The 17,129-nt window shown below is 70.2% G+C and carries 16 protein-coding genes; 9 read left to right on the top strand and 7 right to left on the bottom strand.

Annotated features, from left to right (window positions below; all coding sequences use genetic code 11):
- Positions 1 to 79 precede the first annotated feature (79 nt).
- Positions 80 to 1,147 carry a VanZ family protein gene (locus ACO03V_RS02675; RefSeq protein WP_423136517.1) on the top strand — a complete coding sequence of 356 codons (1,068 nt, stop codon included), beginning with the start codon at positions 80 to 82 and terminating at the stop codon, positions 1,145 to 1,147.
- Positions 1,148 to 1,201: 54 nt separating this feature from the next.
- Here the strand turns inward: ACO03V_RS02675 and ypfJ are convergent, their stop codons facing one another.
- Positions 1,202 to 2,077, bottom strand: coding sequence for a KPN_02809 family neutral zinc metallopeptidase (gene ypfJ, locus ACO03V_RS02670; protein WP_423136516.1), 876 nt, complete (start codon positions 2,075 to 2,077; stop codon positions 1,202 to 1,204).
- A 175-nt stretch (positions 2,078 to 2,252) separates the two neighbouring features.
- Between ypfJ and ACO03V_RS02665 the strand changes: the two genes are divergently transcribed.
- From ACO03V_RS02665 to ACO03V_RS02655, 3 genes are read left to right on the top strand one after another with little or no spacing between them, the layout of a single operon-like run.
- Positions 2,253 to 3,554, top strand: coding sequence for an ABC transporter substrate-binding protein (locus ACO03V_RS02665; RefSeq protein WP_423136515.1), 1,302 nt, complete (start codon positions 2,253 to 2,255; stop codon positions 3,552 to 3,554).
- Positions 3,547 to 4,503: a carbohydrate ABC transporter permease gene (locus ACO03V_RS02660; protein ID WP_423136514.1), complete on the top strand. Its 957-nt coding sequence runs from the start codon at positions 3,547 to 3,549 to the stop codon at positions 4,501 to 4,503. Before ACO03V_RS02665 ends, ACO03V_RS02660 begins: the two co-directional genes overlap by 8 nt.
- Positions 4,500 to 5,405, top strand: a complete 906-nt coding sequence (locus ACO03V_RS02655) for a carbohydrate ABC transporter permease (protein ID WP_367734060.1) — start codon at positions 4,500 to 4,502, stop codon at positions 5,403 to 5,405. The genes ACO03V_RS02660 and ACO03V_RS02655 overlap by 4 nt, the downstream gene beginning before the upstream one ends.
- A gap of 33 nt (positions 5,406 to 5,438) precedes the next feature.
- Here the strand turns inward: ACO03V_RS02655 and ACO03V_RS02650 are convergent, their stop codons facing one another.
- The 3 genes from ACO03V_RS02650 to ACO03V_RS02640 all read right to left on the bottom strand — a co-directional run bounded on the left by ACO03V_RS02650 (position 5,439) and on the right by ACO03V_RS02640 (position 7,920).
- Positions 5,439 to 5,936 (bottom strand): hypothetical protein, encoded by a 498-nt coding sequence (locus ACO03V_RS02650; protein WP_423136513.1) that lies wholly within the window; start codon positions 5,934 to 5,936, stop codon positions 5,439 to 5,441.
- Positions 5,937 to 6,212: 276 nt separating this feature from the next.
- Positions 6,213 to 6,848, bottom strand: a complete 636-nt coding sequence (locus ACO03V_RS02645; RefSeq protein ID WP_423136512.1) for a hypothetical protein — start codon at positions 6,846 to 6,848, stop codon at positions 6,213 to 6,215.
- Between the two features lie 481 nt (positions 6,849 to 7,329).
- Positions 7,330 to 7,920, bottom strand: coding sequence for a hypothetical protein (locus ACO03V_RS02640; RefSeq protein WP_423136511.1), 591 nt, complete (start codon positions 7,918 to 7,920; stop codon positions 7,330 to 7,332).
- Between the two features lie 146 nt (positions 7,921 to 8,066).
- Between ACO03V_RS02640 and ACO03V_RS02635 the strand changes: the two genes are divergently transcribed.
- Positions 8,067 to 8,276: a hypothetical protein gene (locus tag ACO03V_RS02635; protein ID WP_423136673.1), complete on the top strand. Its 210-nt coding sequence runs from the start codon at positions 8,067 to 8,069 to the stop codon at positions 8,274 to 8,276.
- 83 nt (positions 8,277 to 8,359) lie between these two features.
- Positions 8,360 to 9,457 carry a hypothetical protein gene (locus ACO03V_RS02630; RefSeq protein WP_423136510.1) on the top strand — a complete coding sequence of 366 codons (1,098 nt, stop codon included), beginning with the start codon at positions 8,360 to 8,362 and terminating at the stop codon, positions 9,455 to 9,457.
- Between the two features lie 453 nt (positions 9,458 to 9,910).
- Here ACO03V_RS02630 and ACO03V_RS02625 read toward each other — a convergent pair whose 3' ends face one another.
- The gene (locus ACO03V_RS02625; RefSeq protein ID WP_423136509.1) at positions 9,911 to 11,125 is read right to left on the bottom strand and encodes an amidohydrolase; all 1,215 of its coding nucleotides are present in this window, start codon (positions 11,123 to 11,125) and stop codon (positions 9,911 to 9,913) included.
- Positions 11,126 to 11,307: 182 nt separating this feature from the next.
- On the opposite strand from ACO03V_RS02625, the gene ACO03V_RS02620 reads away from it, so the two are divergent.
- Positions 11,308 to 12,510, top strand: a complete 1,203-nt coding sequence (locus ACO03V_RS02620; RefSeq protein ID WP_423136508.1) for an NAD(P)/FAD-dependent oxidoreductase — start codon at positions 11,308 to 11,310, stop codon at positions 12,508 to 12,510.
- A gap of 102 nt (positions 12,511 to 12,612) precedes the next feature.
- On the opposite strand, the gene ACO03V_RS02615 is transcribed toward ACO03V_RS02620, so the two are convergent.
- Entirely contained in the window at positions 12,613 to 13,608 is a 996-nt protein-coding gene (locus ACO03V_RS02615) for a LacI family DNA-binding transcriptional regulator (RefSeq protein WP_423136507.1), read from the bottom strand.
- A 34-nt stretch (positions 13,609 to 13,642) separates the two neighbouring features.
- The gene (locus ACO03V_RS02610) at positions 13,643 to 15,322 is read right to left on the bottom strand and encodes a glycoside hydrolase family 13 protein (protein WP_423136506.1); all 1,680 of its coding nucleotides are present in this window, start codon (positions 15,320 to 15,322) and stop codon (positions 13,643 to 13,645) included.
- A gap of 379 nt (positions 15,323 to 15,701) precedes the next feature.
- On the opposite strand from ACO03V_RS02610, the gene ACO03V_RS02605 reads away from it, so the two are divergent.
- Positions 15,702 to 16,223, top strand: a complete 522-nt coding sequence (locus ACO03V_RS02605; protein ID WP_423136505.1) for an adenine phosphoribosyltransferase — start codon at positions 15,702 to 15,704, stop codon at positions 16,221 to 16,223.
- A 488-nt stretch (positions 16,224 to 16,711) separates the two neighbouring features.
- Positions 16,712 to 17,107 (top strand): hypothetical protein, encoded by a 396-nt coding sequence (locus tag ACO03V_RS02600; protein WP_423136504.1) that lies wholly within the window; start codon positions 16,712 to 16,714, stop codon positions 17,105 to 17,107.
- Positions 17,108 to 17,129 lie beyond the last annotated feature (22 nt).

Below are 17,129 nucleotides of genomic sequence, written 5' to 3'. Positions count from 1 at the left end.
CAGCGGAATGGGTGAGAGATCGGGTGATTTATGGGCCGCTGAGAAGGTGAGGAGCTCGGCCGCTCCCTAGCATCGCGGCGTGAACAACATCCTGGGCTCCGGCCTCATCGCCGTCGTCGCGGGCGGCGTCGTGGCGGTTTTCGCCTTCGTCCCCTTCGTCGCCGTCAGCTACCGCCGGCGGGGCGGGCTGTCGGTGCCGCGCACCCTGCTCTGGGTCGCGGCGGCCGTGTACCTTTGGGCGATCTGGAGCTACACGCTGTGGCCGTTCCCCCTCGAGGACCAGTACGCCTGCGCCGGGCTCAACCTCCAGCCCTTCCACTTCATCGACGACATCGTCACCGAGCTCGCGAAATCCCCGAACCGGGGACTCGCCGCGGTGCTGCAGGTGGTCTTCAACATCGTGCTGTTCCTGCCCCTCGGCTTCCTCCTCCGCGTGCTCGGCGGCCGCGGCGTGGTGGTGGCCGGTCTGACCGGGCTCGCCGTGAGCGGCGTCGTCGAGATGTCGCAGCTCACGGCCGTGTGGGGCGTCTTCCCCTGCCCGTACCGCGTCTTCGACGTCGACGACCTGATGGCCAACACCGCCGGCGCCGTGATCGGGTCGGCCATCGCCCTCATCGTCCCGCCCGAGCACCGCGGGGCCGAGCGCCCCGCCGATGCCGACAAGCCCCGCCCGGTCACCCGCCGTCGGCGCTTCCTCGGCATCGCGTGCGACGTGCTCGGCTTCTCGCTCGTGTCGCTGGCCGCGTGGGTCACCGCCGAGATGGTCTTCAGGACGGTGTTCCCGGAGTCCGGTCGTGGGCACGCCGTGGCGGGGATCCTCAGCATCAGCGCCCCCGTCGTGCTCTGGCTCCTCGTCGTCCTCGCGACGGGACGATCGATCGGCGACCTCGCCACCCGCGTCCGGTACACCGACGGTCTCCTGCCGGCCTGGCTCGCCCGCCCGCTGAGGTTCGTGCTGGGGGTGGGCGGGGTCAGCCTCCTCCTGGCACTGGGGCTGCCGATCGCCGTGCTCGGCTTCACGCTCGCGCTCGCGCTCCTCGTGCTGCTGCCCGTCTGGCCCGACGGCCGAGGGCTGCTGGGCTGGATCGGCGGCCGCCGGCTCGTCGACGACCGCGCCGCGACGGTGGACTCCCCGAGTCGCGTGTGAGCCCGGGGGATGGATGCCACCGGGGTGGCATCCATCCTCCCGAGACGGCCGCGGTCAGAGGCTCGTGGCCGGGATCGTCAGCGTGTCGCAGGCGTTCACGCCGCCCGCGCGTCCCTCGTCGAACCAGCGCTGACGCTGCTCGCTGGAACCGTGGGTCCAGCTCTCCGGGGTGATCGGGCGGCCCGCCTCCTCCTGGATGTGGTCGTCGCCCACGGCGGCGGCGGCGCCGAGGGCGTCGCTGATCTGCTGCGCGGTCGGGGTCTGCAGGTACGGTGTGCCGGCCTCGTCGACCTGCTCCTCGGCGGCGGCCACCCACGCGCCGGCGAAGCAGTCGGCCTGCAGCTCGGTCCGCACGCCGTTGCTGGCCGGGCCGCTGCCGTCGCGCGGGTACTGGTCGAAGACGCCCGTCAGCTGCTGGACGTGATGACCGTACTCGTGGGCGAGGACGTAGAGCTGGGCCAGCGGCCCCGCCGTGGTGTCGTACTGCTCGCGCAGGAGGGCGAAGAACGTCGGGTCGACGTACACGGTCTCGTCGGGCGGGCAGTAGAACGGACCGGTCGCGTTCGAGGCCGTGCCGCACGATGTCGACGTGGCGCCGTCGACGATGATCAGCTGCGGTTCGCGGTACCCCTCGAGACGCTGCTGCCAGAACTGGTCGATGTTGAGCGAGGCCGCGGCGAGCCGGCAGTCGTCGCTGCGGTTCGCGTCGCTGCCGGTGTCGCAGTTCGCGATCGCCTCGCCCCCGCTCTGCGGGCCCGCCTGCCCTCCGCCGTCGCCGAGGAGGCCCGTGAGGTCGGTGCCGGTGAAGAGGGAGATGAGCAGGACCGCGATCCCGCCGAGGCCGATGGCGCCACCGCCGACGGCGGCGACGGTGCCGCCCCGGCGGCGTGCGGAGTTCCCGCCGACGCGGGCATTGTCGTTGAACGTCACGGACTCACCGTAGGGCCGTCGAAACGGGGCGACGAGGGGGTGGAAATCCGCCGCGGATCCACTCCACCGTTTCCGCGCAAGCCCCCCGTCGCCGCTTGACTGCTCGGTATCGTGCGCGGGGAGAGCAACGCATGCCCCGGCGTCCGCTTTCGTTGAAAAACGATCGGAGTCCGCTATGCCCGTCACTCGTCGTACCTTCCTCGTCGGAGCGGGGGCCCTCGCTCTGCCCGTCGTCCTCGCCGGCTGCGGTTTCGTGCAGTCCGCGCCGGCCGAACGGCGCACCGGCACGCTCACCTTCACCACGTGGGGCACGGACGCGGAGCTCGCCGGCTTCCGCGCCGCGATCGCCGCCTTCGAGGCCGAGAACGACGGCGTCACCGTCGAGCTCAACGCCGTGCCCTACGAGCAGATGTTCACGAACATCGACGCGCAGCTGCAGGCGGGGAACCCGCCGGACATCTTCCGCGTGCCGTACTACACGTTCGGCGCCTATGCCGGGCGCGGGCAGCTGCTCGACCTCGGTCCGCTGCTGTCGGCCGACCGGGAGAGTCAGTTCACGCCCCAGGCGTGGGCGGCCGTCCAGAACGGCGACGGCACGTTCGGCCTGCCGCACCACACCGACACCTCGGCGATCCTCGTCAACCTCGACCTGCTCCGGCAGGCGGGGATCGACGCCTCCGAGATCCCGACCTCGCCGGACGACGCCTGGACGTGGGAGGAGTTGGACGCCCTCGGCGAGCGGCTGCGTGCCGGGCTGCCCGCCGACCGGTGGCCGTGGGCGTACAACTGGCAGGGCAACGGCGTCACGCGCTGGCTCAGCCTGCTGTTCCAGTCCGACGGGGCGTTCCTCGAGTCCGACCAGCGGACCCCCGCGATCGACTCCGACGCCGCCCGCGAGGCCGTGGAGTTCTCCCGCTCGTTCTTCACCAAGGACTACGTGCCCGCCAACAACACCATCGCCTCGTCGAGCTACGCAGCCGAGTCGTGGTTCTCGCAGTCCGTCGCCATGGTGTGGTCGGGCGCGTTCCAGCTTCCCGACGCGGACAGCACCGCGGACTTCGAGTGGACGGCGACCTACGCCCCCCGCAACGTCCGGGCGGGCGGCGACTTCGGCGGGAACGCGCTCGTGGCCACCGCGAACACGACGCAGCCCGAGCTGGCCGCCGCGTTCCTCGAGTTCGTCACGGACGCACAGCCGATGCGCGACTTCTGCCGCGCGGCATCCCTCCTCCCCACCCGCGCGGACCTCCTCAACGACGACCTCGAGTTCGACGTGCGGTCGGACCTCGCGCCGGTGTTCGCCGCGCAGGCGTCCGTCGTGCAGCCGCAGGACGTGGCCCAGGTGGCCAGCCCGTCGATGTCGGCGATCATCCCGGTGCTGAAGGAGCAGCTCGACCTCGCCTTCACCGGCGCCCAGGACACGGCCACCACCGTGACCAACCTGCAGTCCGGCATCGGGGCAGCCACCGGTGCCTGACACCGCGGTGGCGCCGGCGCGGACCGCCGTCCGGCCCGATCGTCCGGCGTCGGGGGAGCGTCTGCGCAGCCGCCGCCCGGGCGCCCGCCGCGAGACCATCGCGGCGTACGGGTTCCTCGCACCGAATTACCTGCTGCTGCTGGTGTTCGTGCTCGTGCCGCTGGTCGGCGCCTTCGTCGTGAGCCTGCAGCGGACGGACGGCTTCGGCGACGGCACCTTCGCCGGTCTCGACAACTACGCGCGGCTCGCGAGCGACCCGCTGTTCTGGCGGGCGCTCGGCAACACGGTGCTCTTCACCGTTCTCGTCACACCCCTGTCGATGCTGCTCGGTCTCGTCGCGGCCACCCTGCTGAACGCGGCGCTGCCCGCGCGCCCGCTGTGGCGGTCGCTGCTCATCCTGCCCATGGCGGTGTCGGGCGTGGCCACCGCGCTCATCGGGGTGCTCGTGTTCGACCAGAACAGCGGCATCCTGAATCGCATCCTCACCGCGGTCGGCCTGTCGCCGGTCACGTGGCAGTCCGACGCGGTGCCCGCCTTCGCGACGATCGTGCTGGCGACGGTCTGGTGGCGGACGGGCTTCAACATGCTCATCTACCTGGCGGGGCTGCAGGGCATCGGCCCCGACCTGTACGAGGCGGCCACCCTCGACGGGGCGAACCGCCCCCAACGGTTCCGGCACGTGACCGTGCCGCTGCTCGGGCCGACGACGTTCTTCCTGGTCGTGCTGAACGTCATCTTCTCGTTCCAGGTGTTCGACATCGTCTTCGTCCTCACCGGGGGCGGCCCCGCGGGGGCGACGTCGGTGCTGGTGACGTACGCGTACGAGACCGGCTTCGTCACGCGCGACCAGGGGTACGCCGCGGCGATCGGCATGGTGCTGTTCCTCTTCGCCCTCGTGTTCGCCGCGGCGCAGTACCGTGCCTCCCGGACGAAGGACGTGGTCGAGTGAGCATCGACGAACGACGGGATGCCGCTCGGGCGGCGCCCCTCGCCCCGCCGGCGCCGAGCCCGGGTCGACGGGCCCGCGACCGGTCGCGGCGCGGGGGAGTCCTCGTGCGGACGATCATCGTGGCCGTCATCGGCCTCGCCGCGGTGTCGCCGCTCTACTGGATGCTCGCCGTGGCCTTCTCGACGCGTGCGGAGCTGCTCGGCGGACGCGATCTGCGGCTGTGGCCCCGCGAGGTGACGTTCGAGAACTTCGCGCGGGTGTTCGCCTCGTTCCCTGTCGCGACCTGGTTCGGCAACTCCGTCGCGATCGCCGTGGTCGTGACGCTGATCTCGGTGACGACGAGCCTCCTCGCCGGCTACGCCTTCGCGCAGCTGCGGTTCCGCGGGTCGACGACGTTGTTCTTCCTGGCGCTGGCGACCCTCGTGCTGCCGGTCCAGGTGATCATGGTGTCGCTGTTCCGCATCGTCACGATGACCGGGCTCTACGGCACGTACTGGGCCGTGATCCTCCCGGTGTCGGCGTCGGCGTTCGGTCTGTTCCTCGCGCGGCAGTTCATGCTCGGCATCCCGCGCGAGCTCATCGAGGCCGCCCGCCTCGACGGGGCCGGTCACCTGCAGACCTTCACCCGCGTCGTGCTGCCCCTGTCGAAGCCGCTCATCGCGGTGCTCGTCTTCATGAGCCTGCTGTCGTCGTGGAACGACTTCGCCTGGCCGCTCATCGCCCTGCGCGAGAACCGGCTGTTCACACTGCCGATCGGCCTGCTCTACCTGCAGGGCCAGTTCGGCAGCGACTACGGCGCCACGATGGCCTACGCCCTGCTGAACGTCGTGCCGATCGCGATCGTCTTCCTGGTGTTCCAGCGGTACTTCGTGGCCGGGTTCGCGCGCAGCGGGATCAAGTAGGGGCGGTGGATGCCACCGGGTGGCATCCATCCCTCATCTCTCGGTGAAGAGCGAGGTCTCGACGTCGAACTGGCCGAACGGCATCGGCGAGAACACCGAGAACGAGCTCCAGTCGTCGACGCGGAGCGTCATGATCGCGATCCAGCCGACGGCCAGCGCGACCAGGCTGAGGACGACGATCGCCATCCGGGCGTTGTTGAGGATGCGGAAGGCGTGGTCCTCGTCCTCGGCCCGGCGGAGGATGCGCGTGATCGTGCCGATCACGATCAGCGCGAGCAGCAGGAACAGGAGCGGGCTGGGGCTGAGGGTCACCGTGCCGCAGCGCGGCTCGACGTCGGTCGGGGCGCCGTCGGGGCCGAGGAAGCCGCGGCCGTCGGACGACAGGCCGCCGGAGCAGCTCGAGTGCGTGCCGCGCAGGAAGGTCGCCAGCAGGGCCGAGGCGACGATGGCCCAGACCAGGAGCGAGCGGATGCCGACGATGATCGCCGAACCGGGCAGGAGCGGTGTGGTGCTCTCGGTGGTGGTGGTCACGGCGTCCTCCGGGGGAAGGGGGCGGGCGAACCTCCACCCTCACACGGTTCGCGGTTCACGTCGAGAGCGCCTGGGCCGGGGCGTCGTGCGGAGTTTCGGCCGACGCGCCGGGTGGTGGGGTGCCGTCCACGGCAGTCGCTCGCATGGCGACCGGGCTCGCCGGCTACGGTACGCAGCCGCCACCACACGACGAGAGCTGACTGGCCCGGTCCCTCTCTCGTGCGCCAGGAGGGGCGCTGAGCACCCGCAAGGGCGAGATTTTCGCCATACTTGCGGTCACGCGTTCGATGTCGCGTCGGGCTTAGCTTCGTCAGCGACTCCCACTTCGACTCGCGCCGTTCCATCGACGTTTAACGGTGCGGACGCCGCCTTTGCAATTTGATGGCGATGCGAACGCCGCTTGTGCACTTCGAGGACGATGCCCGCGGCCACAACCAAGCCGCTCACAATGAGCGCCACAACCATGCCTCCCGACAGCGTTTCCGGTGTGGCGTTCAAGCGCGCAATCGCACCTGTGAACCCCGATGAGAGCGCGACTACTGTCAACAGCTTGCCGGCATGGTCGACTTGTCTTTCGAACGGGGTGTTTGCCCCGTGTGCCATTGCTCGAAGCACGGTCCCGACGCCAGCGATAGAGACTGAGGTCACCGCGAGGGCGTTGAGGAAGGCATCACCTCTCACACCGCCGTTCGCTGCCACCGCGCACGTCGCGATCAGCATCACAACGATTCCCAGAGCTGCCGCGAAGATAGTCCACCCGCTGCCGCCTTTTTCGAACCTTTTCGGCTTTCCTGCTGGGTTAGGGGACTTGGTGGCCCCTCCGAGTGCAGCACCTTCCTGGTCGGCTTCCGCGGGGTTCAAGGAACCGGTGGCCATTGTGGGAAAGGGCGGTTCATCTTCGGGCTGTGACATATGCCCGACGATATCGGGGTCAAATACCCAGGAGAGGGACGCTTAGCGTCCCAACTCGGAACGGTGCACACGCATCTCGGCTGAGCGTGCCGGCTTCGTCCCGGTTGCCGCCGCCGGCGAGCCCTTGACGGCCTCGGTGGCCGGCTTGGCGTTGCCGACGTCAGCGCTCATCTTGGCGCTCACAGCTGTCGATGCCCCTGGCTTCGAGCTTGTTCGCGTCGGCGTCGCGGCGCTACTGAGTCGCACTCAGGGCCGGCCTCGGCGCGTGCGGACTCGGCCGCACGCTCGATGGGTCCCCGTGCGACTACGGTGACGAGGCCGCCCAGCGGCTTGGCTCGATCATCCTGGCGGGGCTGAGGCTGAGCGGCCGTGGCTTGCCGACCAAATACGTGTCACAATAGAACCTGCCACCCGTTACGACGGGATCGGAAGAAGGCCTCAGAACCCCAGCCGGACGACTGGATCTGGGGCCCTTCGCTTTTCAGGACTCCAACGACTCCACGGTGCGGTGCCGGAGCATGAGAGTATCCTGCAGCGTCTCTAGGTGGGCCGGCTGGCCGAGCTTCGCGGAGTTGATCGCTCCCAGAAGGACGTCGGCAATCCACAGGAGCGGTTCGTCGCCACCGCGTTGGTGGGCGATCCGGACGCGACGGTCGAGGCCCTGACCTTGCAGTGACACGATGTGTGCGCGATCCCGGCTGTTCTGGCTGGGGGAGCGGTCCTCGAGTAGGAGATCGAACACCTCCATCTCGACCATGTCGTAGTAGAGAGCTTCGAGACATTTGCGTCGGCAGCGCTCGTTCTTCTTCACCCTCTCGCTGAGGTGCGTGACCACGACGGTCATTGGGGCGAGTTCTGAGATGCGCGAGACGATGGCGCGGCGCCGCGATTCGCTCTCGTCGGTCCAGTGCAGCTTGACCTGACCGGGCAGAGCAAGGGAACGAAGCTGCTCCCGGATTTCATCACACGCCTCGAGCGGAATGAGGGCAGCGCCGATGAGGTACTCCTGCCGCGTCGTGGAACGAACTGCTGACGACTCGTCGACAAACGCTCGGAAAGGACTCAGCGGCACCTTTCAACATTACGTTGAGGGACGGACGTTCCCCGGAGCCGCCGACCTTCAGAGCAGTCTCAAGCTTCCCCTGTGTCCTCGCTTTGCGCGAGCGCGTCGGCAACGTCCACTTCACCCGCCCCATTCGCCCCGGCGCCCTGGTCGAGGTGCACGCTCGCATCGTCCTCACAGGCCGCTCGAGCATGCACGTGCACGGTACTGTCCACGCCGGCGACGTCCACACCGCCAGCCCGGCGACACCATGCACTGCATCCTCGTCTTCGTCGCCGTCGACGGAGACGGCCGGCCCATGGCTGTCGACCTATGAGCCGCGGTCTTGGGACCCGGTAGTTCTCCACCGCGATCCGAGAGGATAACGGATATGCTCCCCGTCATGACTGTGGGTTCGGAGGCAGACGAGAACCCGCTTGCTAGACGGATAAGGACCCTCGCGGAGTCAGTGCCCGACGACTCATTGGCGACATTCACGCTTGATGAAGTGGTCGCTTCTCTCGTAGATGCACACGCGGCCAAATTCGTCACCCTCGATCCCGGTGATCGTTATGTAGAGCAGCAGGGCGAGCACTTCATGCTCCGCTATCCCCTGTCGGGCGACATCGACACTTTCCTCCACATCACGCGGCTGGGCGGGCAGTGGTCCGGTAGCTCCGGATTCGTAGAGCTCCGCATTACACCGGACCTCAACCAGCTCTCTGACTCCGAGACGGATTGGGATCAGAACCTAGAGGCTGCCCTCGAAGAGGTCGACACGGCCATGTTGGAGGGGGTTCGTAAGTCGAACCTTGCGATCGCGAAGCGACGGGATGAGATGGGGTCTGCCCTAAGGGCCGCACTCGCGCCCAGGTCGCGTTTGACGAGGTTGATGCGCGGCTCCCTGCATCGTCTCCATGTGCCGCTTGGGCCGCGTGATTCCGACCGGGTGCACGTCCCATTGACACCCTCTCCGCTTTCCGTGCGATCGCTCGCTGCCGGAGCGTCACAGCAACGAACTGAGGACTGGATATTGGCCGATTCGATGGCTGAAATGATCATCGAGACAATTACGGCCTTCTCGCGGGCACTGGAACGGCTGCCCGCTACAGCAAACAGCATGCTCGACCACGATGAAGAGGCCATGAGGGACACCCTGCTCTTCGTCCTCAACGCGAACTTCCAGGGTCAAGTCACGGGCGAAACCTTCATCGGACGCGGCAAGGCTGACGTCTTACTTCGTTGGAAGGACCGGGACGCCTTCGTTGCTGAGTGCAAGATCTGGAAAGGTCGTGCCGCCTTCGAAAACGGAGTCGAACAGCTCCTGTCGCGGTACGCGCTGTGGCGACACACCCGTTTGGCTCTGATCTTGTTCATTCGCGAACCCAATGACGGCACGCGCATCATTCAGACGGCTACGGATGCGTTGGCCCACCATTCACGTACGCAGCATGTTCGCGACGTGAGGAACGCGACTGAACGTAGCGACTTCGAGGTGCTCGCAGGTGACGACGATCACCGCCTAGCGCGACTCGTATTGATTCCGGTCGTCGTCTCAGCGCCCTAGATTGAGCTAGCTGGGCTCGATTGTGCCGCGAGACCCCGGCCCGAGGCTCGTTGCATCTGCGCTGGGGCTGACGAGCTGGGTCTTGACGCTACTCTACGTTATGTCAGTTTGTTCGTAACGTAGTCAACTCTCGAGCGCCATCAGCTACTCGTCGGCGTCCCGGGAACGACCTCGACCGCGTTGGACCATGCCGCGAACGCACCCGACGTCTGCCCCTCTACGCGCGCCCACGTCGCAGGACGGGGGAGGGGGGATGCCACAGGGTGGCATCCGCCCGGGGCGTCGCCGGGAAGGGTGGGTCATTGCCGTCGTGCGGAGTTTCGGTCGACACGCCGGGTGGTGGGGCCATCGAGGCGTCGTGTCGGCCCCAGACTCCGCCGGACGGCGGCGGCGAACCGGCCTCCAGGACGGGGGGAGGGGTGGATGCCACGGGGTGGCATCCATCCGGGCCGATCAGGCGAGGAACTCCCGGGCGGCGACGACGAGGTTCTCGACACCGCGGTCGAGGGTGGGCTGCATCACCGGCGCGAAGTAGGGGGAGTGGTTGGTCGGGATGTCCCGCTCGATCGTCCCTCCGGCCATCGCGGCCGCGAACGTCTGCGGGTCGACCCCGCCCCAGAACCAGAACACCAGCGGGGCGCCGGACTCGCGGGCGAACCACGAGACGTCCTCGCTGCCGGTGAACATGCCGGGGTCGACCACGCTGGTCTCGCCGAACGCCCGGCGGAAGGCCCCGGTGAGGCGGGCGGTGGCGTCGGGGTCGTTGATCGTCGGCGGCAGGGTGTGGTCGGTCGAGATCGTCGGGGTCTGCTCGGCGCCCGAGGCCTGCGCCTCGGCGCGGACGATGCGCTCGACCTTGGCCATCACGCGCTCGCGGGCGGCGTCGTCGGGGTAGCGGAGGCTGAGCTCGAGCTTGGCCTCGGCGGGGATGATGTTGTTCTTCAGGCCGGCGTGAATGGAGCCGACCGTGACGACGGCGACGTCGCGGGGGTCGACCTCGCGCGAGACGACGGTCTGCAGGCGCATGACGGTGGCCGCGGCCATGACGACCGGGTCGATCGTCGAGTGCGGGCGCGAGCCGTGGCCGCCGCGACCGTGGAGGACGACGGTCAGCCCGTCCGACGCGGCCATCTGCGTCCCGGGCCGGACGCCGATCGTGCCGGTCGGCAGCGGGGTGACGTGCTGGCCGAGGACGATGTCGGGACGCGGGTAGCGGTCCAGCACGCCGTCCGCGATCATCGCCTGCGACCCGGCGCCGTACTCCTCCGCGGGCTGGAAGACCGCGACGATCGTGCCCGACCACTCGTCGGTCGTGGCGGCGAGGCGCTCGAGGGCGCCGATGAGGGCGGTCACGTGCATGTCGTGCCCGCACGCGTGCATGACCGGGACGGCATTGCCGGCGGGGTCGACGCCGCGGGCGGTGCTGGCGTACTCCAGGCCGGTCTGCTCCTCGACGGGGAGGCCGTCCATGTCGGCGCGCAGCCAGACGACGGGCCCGTCGCCGTTGCGGATCGTCGTGACGAGGCCCGTGCGGCCCACACCCTCCTCGACCTCGAGTCCGAGGTCGGTCAGGTGGCGGGCGACGACGCCGGCCGTCCGTGTCTCCTGGAAGGACAGCTCGGGGTGCTTGTGGAGGTCGGTGTACAGGCTCTCGAGATCGACGCTCATACTCCGAGCCTAGTTCGCCCGGGCGGGTGGCGTCCGGGGTCGCCGGTGGGCGGTCCGGGACGCGTTCCCGCGGCCGGGGCGCAGGATCCGCGCCCCGAGAGCGAACTTCCCTCCGACTACCGGATGGGGCCGCCGCTGTAAAGCCGTCCTTCGTGTTCAGGCTCGGCCGGGAGGCTGACGCCATGTCCAGCACACACTTCGACTACCTCATCGTCGGCGGCGGAATGGTCGCCGACACCGCCGCTCGGGGGATCCGGGAGGTGGATGCCGCCGGGACCATCGGCATCGTCAGCGACGACGTCGACGAGCCGTACACGCGTCCCGCGCTCAGCAAGAAGCTGTGGACCGACGACGAGTTCACCTGGGACCAGGTCCCGCTGGGCACCGCGGACGACACCGGCGCGCAGATCATGCTCCGCACCCGGGTCATGGCCGTGCGACCGGACGCGCACGAGGTCGACACCGACGCCGGCGACACGATCACCTACACGCGCCTGCTCCTCGCGACCGGTGGCACCCCGATCCCGCTCCCCGTGGACGACCGGACCGACGGCGAGCGGGCGCTGAGCTTCCGCACCGCCGAGGACTACCGCCGCCTGCGCGCGCTCGCGAAGGACGTCGACCGCATCGCCGTCGTCGGCGGCGGATACATCGGCTCCGAGCTGGCGGCCGCCCTCACCCAGAACGATGTGCACACCGTGCTCATCCACACCGGTTCGGTGCTCGGCGACGCGGTCTTCCCGCCCGCTCTCGCTGAACGTTTCGAGGCCCTCTTCCGCGACCACGGCGTCGAGATCGTGGCGGGCTCCAAGGTGACCGGGGGAGAGGTGGATGCCACCGGCGCACGGCTCGAGCTGGAGAACGGCGACGAGGTGCGGGCCGACGCGGTCGTCAGCGGTCTCGGCATCCAGGTCGCCAGCGACCTCGCGGAGCACGCCGGACTCGACGTCGGGGACGGCGTGGTCGTGGACGCGCAGCTGCGCACCTCGGTCGACGACGTCTTCGCCGCGGGGGACGTCGCGAGCTACCCCGACCGGGTCCTCGGGCGCCGGCGCGTGGAGCACGTCGACAACGCGAACGAGATGGGCAAGGCCGCCGGCCGCAACCTCGCCGGTGCGCGGGAGCCCTACACGCACACTCCTTACTACTACTCGGCCGTCTTCGGGGTCCGGTACGAGGCGGTCGGCACGCTCGACTCGTCGCTCGAGACCGTCGAGGACTGGGCCGACGCCGACCGCGGCGTCGTCTACTACCTCGACGACGGACGAGTCGTCGGCGTCCTGCTGTGGGCCGTCGAGGACGCCCGCGACGCGGCGCGCGCCGTCCTCGCCGAGGGCGACACGCTCACGCGCGACGACCTGATCGGCCGCATCCGCCCGGCCTGACGTCAGCGGCCTCTCGCCTGCCCGCCTGCCCGTCCGGGCCCCGGCCCCTCTGCGTGCCCGGGCCCCGGTCCGCCGGGCTCCCGCCCGCGCACCGACGGCCGGTCAGACCGGGGGCGGCGCCGTCGAGCCGCGATCGTGCAGCTCGAACGGGAGGGTGCCGCGCCGGCGTTTGGGCTCGGCGCCGTCGATCTCCGCGAGGACGGCCTCGGCGGCCCGCCCGCCCTGCCCGCGCGCGAACTGGTCGACCGTCGTCAGCCCGAACCAGCGCCCCAGCTCGTGCCCGTCGACGCCGATCACCGACACGTCCTCGGGCACCCGCAGACCGGCCTCCCGTGCGGCGAGGATCGCGCCGATCGCCATCTCGTCCGACGCGGCGAACACGGCCGTGGGGCGCGTCCGCCCCGTCAGCAGTCGTGTCGCCGCGGCCGAACCGCCCTCGATCGTGAAGTCGGCCGGCTCGAAACGGGGCTCGGCGCCGGCGGCATCCCTCATCACCTCGTCGAAGCCGCGCCGACGGAGCGCGGGGACGGACGCGTCGGACGCGAGATCCGCGCCGATGTGCGCGATGCGCCGGTGACCGAGGTCGAGCAGGTGCGTCGTGGCGAGGCGCCCGACGGCCCGGTCGTCCACGGTGAGGGTCGTCAGCAGGGGGTTCGGGCCGCCGATCGACACCACCGGGATGCCGAGACCGCGAACGAGCGCGGACTCCTCGGCATCCAGGTCCAGCGCGATCGTGATGACCGCGTCGATGCGCCGCCGCCGCAGGTTGTCACCGAAGACGCGTCGACGCTCGTCGCGGTCGGACGTCACGCTGTAGAGGGTGATGTCGTAGCCGTGCCGGACGAGACCGTCGGAGATCCCGGCCAGCACCGTGCTGAAGAACCAGCGGTCGAGGAACGGCACGACCACGCCGATGGCGCGCGTGCGTCCGGTGGCCAGACTGGATGCCGCCGCCGAGACGACGTAACCGAGCTCGTCGGCCGCCGCGACGACACGTTCTCGGGTGCGCGCCGACACCGGGCCGCGCCCGCTCAACGCCCGCGAGACCGTGGCCGTCGAGACGCCCGCGCGCTGGGCGACGTCGTCGATTCCGGCCACGGTCTCGTTCTCAGCGGGGGAGGGATGCCACGGCTCAGGCCGCGGCGATCCACACGGTCGTGTCGGTCGGCAGCCGATCGCCGTCGAGCGGGCCGCTCGTGATGAGCACCTCGCCCGCAGGCAGCTCGACGGCGTCCGCGCCGAGGTTGGCGACCACGAGCAGGGAGCCGTTGCGGAACGCCACCACGTCGTCGCCGTACCCGTCGAGCCACTCGAGGTGCCCCGCGCCGAGGTCGCGCGCGCGGCGCTCGGCGAGGAGCGACCGGTACAGCGTCAGCGTCGACGACGGGTCGTCGACCTGGACGTCGTGCGCCAGCTCGGCCCACTCCGCCGGCTGCGGCAGCCATGACTCGCCCGTGGTGTTGAAGCCGTACGCGGGCGCGTCAGCCGTCCACGGAATGGGCACGCGGCATCCGTCCCGCCCGTAGCGCTCGCCCTCGGTGCGGAACCAGGTCGGGTCCTGGCGGGCGTCGTCGGGCAGGTCGATGACCTCGGGGAGTCCGAGCTCCTCGCCCTGGTAGAGGTACGACGAGCCGGGCAGCGCCAGCATCATCGACGTCGCGGCGCGGGCGCGGCGCAGGCCCACGACCGGGTCGGGCTGGCCGGGCGACTTCGGGCCGATGCCGGCGCCCTGCGGGTTCTCCGCCGTGAGCGCGAGCCGCGAGGCGTGGCGGACGACGTCGTGGTTCGACAGGACCCAGGTGCTCGGAGCGCCGACGGCACCGTACTCCTCGAGCGAGTCGGTGATGACGTCGCGCAGGGCCGCGGCATCCCATTTCGTCTCCAGGTAGTGGAAGTTGAAGGCCTGGTGCATCTCGTCGGGGCGGACCCAGAGGGCCGTCTGCTCGACGGTCGGAAGCCACGCCTCGGCGCACAGCGCGCGGTCGCCGTCGTACGCGGCGAGCACCTCGTGCCACTCGCGCCACACGTCGTGGACGCCGGGCTGACCCCAGTACGGGACCTCCGCCGCGTCGCCGCCCATGGAGCCGCCCTCGGGGTCGGGCGTGAAGTCGGGCAGCCCGTCGGCCTTGATGAGGCCGTGCGCAACGTCGACGCGGAAACCGTCGACGCCGCGGTCGAGCCAGAAGCGCAGGATGTCGCGGAACTCCGCGCGCACCTCCTCGTTGGTCCAGTCGAAGTCCGGCTGGCTCTCGTCGAAGATGTGCAGGTACCACTGCCCGGGGGTGCCGTCGGCCTCGGTGACGCGCTTCCACATGCCGCCGCCGAAGACGGACTCCCAGTTGTTCGGCGGGAGCTCGCCGTTCTCGCCCTTGCCGTCGCGGAAGATGTAGCGCGCCCGCTCCGGGCTCCCGGGCGCGGCCTTCAGCGCCTCCTGGAACCAGACGTGCTGGTCGCTAGAGTGGTTCGGGACGAGGTCGACGATGACCCGGATGCCGCGGTCGTGGGCCGCGGACAGCATCTCGTCGAAGTCGTCGAGGGTGCCGAAGATCGGGTCCACGTCGCGGTAGTCGGCGACGTCGTACCCCGCGTCCTTCTGCGGCGACGTCTGGAAGGGGCTCAGCCAGATGGCATCCACTCCCAGGTCCTGCAGGTCGTCGAGGTGCGCGGTGACGCCCGCGAGGTCGCCGAGGCCGTCGCCGGAGGCGTCCGCGAAGGAGCGGGGATAGATCTGGTAGATGACGGCGGTGCGCCACCACTCCGAGCCGGGCGCGGACTCGAGGTCGGCGCGCGCGTCCTGCTGCGTGAAAGTCATGCGCCCACGCTAGTGCAAGCGCTTGCAGTGCGGTCAACCCCCGGGGCGGTGGGGCGTCGGCGGGGGGAGGGGATGTGGCCGGGGGAGGAGGAGGGATGCCGCGGGGGTCCTCCCTTCGCGACATCTCCTCCCTTCGCGGGTCTCCTCCCTCGCGGGCGGCGGAGGTGATGTGGCGGGGGGAGGGGATGTGGCCGGGGGAGGAGGAGGGATGCCGCGGGGGTCCTCCGTTCGCGACATCTCCTCCCTTCGCGGGCCGCGGAGGTGATGTGGCGGGGGGAGGGGATGTGGCCGGGGGAGGAGGAGGGATGCCGCGGGGGTCCTCCGTTCGCGACATCTCCTCCCTTCGCGGGCCGCGAGGGCGCGCGATTAGGGTGGGGCGGTGACGAACCCCGCGCTCGACCGTGCCGAATCGCTCATCGGCAGCATCCCCGACTACCCCGAGGCGGGGGTGGTGTTCCGCGACATCTCACCGTTGCTGGCGGATGCCGCCGCGCTGCGCGCGACCATCGATGCGCTGATCGAGCCGTTCGCCGGCCGGTTCGACGTCGTGGCGGGGATCGAGGCGCGTGGCTTCCTCCTGGCCGGGGCCGCGGCGATCGCCGCCGGGGTGGGACTCGTCCCGATCCGCAAGGCCGGAAAGCTCCCCCGCCCCGCCGCCGCGGTGTCGTACGCGCTCGAGTACGGCACCGCCGAGATCGAGATGCACGACGACATCCCCCGCGGCACGCGCGTGCTGCTGCTCGACGACGTGCTCGCGACCGGCGGCACGCTCGAGGCGGGGCGCGAGCTCGTCGCGCAGCTCGGCGGCGAGGTCACGGGCACGGCGGTGCTGTTGGAGATCGACGCGCTCGGCGGGCGCGCGGTGCTCGGCGGCGACGTGCACACGGTCTTCCACGTCTGACCCCGCGGGTGCGCCGGCCGGGTGTGCCGGGCTCCGGCGCTCGGACCGACGCCGGGTGTGCCGTGCTCCCGTGCTCGGACCGATGCCGGGTGTTTCGTGCTCCGGCGCTCGGACGGACGCCGGGTGTGCCGTGCTCCCGTGCTCGGACCGACGGCGGGTGCCCGGCCGGGTGTGCCGGGCTCCGGCGCTCCGCCCGCGGAACCGGCCCGATCGGCGGCCGGAACGCCCACCTGGATGCTTTTCTCCGGAGCGCGACGCGGGCGGCGGCGGGGCGCTCGCGCAACTCCTGAGTTCTGCGCTGCCGCACCGGCCTCAGCGCGCAACGGCCGCTCTTCCGCCGAAGCGCCGAACCCCCGCCGCTCGAGACTCAGGAGTTGCGCGAGAGCGGGACGGGCGGCCGGGGCCGTCTGTGGCGGGACGTATGAAATGCCGCGGTCGGACGGGTGAATGCCCGCCACACCCGCGAGACGTGCCCCTAGCGTGGCGGCGTGGACGATGACGCACCGGTCAACTCGTCGGTCCCCGGCCGCTATGTGCAGGTGGACCGAAGCTCTCGGCGAGCCGAGTCATTGACTCCGGAGCAGCGCGCCGACAGCACAATCCTCGGCATCGGGCTGTCGGTCCTGGTCATCTTCGGCGTCCTGTTGGGGGCGGTGCCGCTCTGGTTTCTCTTCTGGATCGGCCTCTTCGCTCCTTGGCTTCTGCTGCTGTGGCTCGTCGCTCCTGTCGCGCTGCTCGTCATGGCCTTTTTCGCCGCGAACCGGGCGTATCGAGGCGGTCGCTCGGGGGCGATGGTTCTGGCCGTCACTTCCGTGGTCTTCGCGCTCGCCTTGTTCAGTATCCCCGCCGTCGTGAACGCGCAAATCGCCGGGCTGCACCCGTGACGCCGGACGGTCGGTCACCGCG

Origin of the sequence: Microbacterium sp. HMH0099, assembly GCF_049384025.1 — a bacterium.
Taxonomy (GTDB): Bacteria; Actinomycetota; Actinomycetes; order Actinomycetales; family Microbacteriaceae; genus Microbacterium.
The sequence above is the reverse complement of the archived record's forward strand: the minus strand, read 5'-3'. Positions and strand labels throughout refer to the sequence as shown.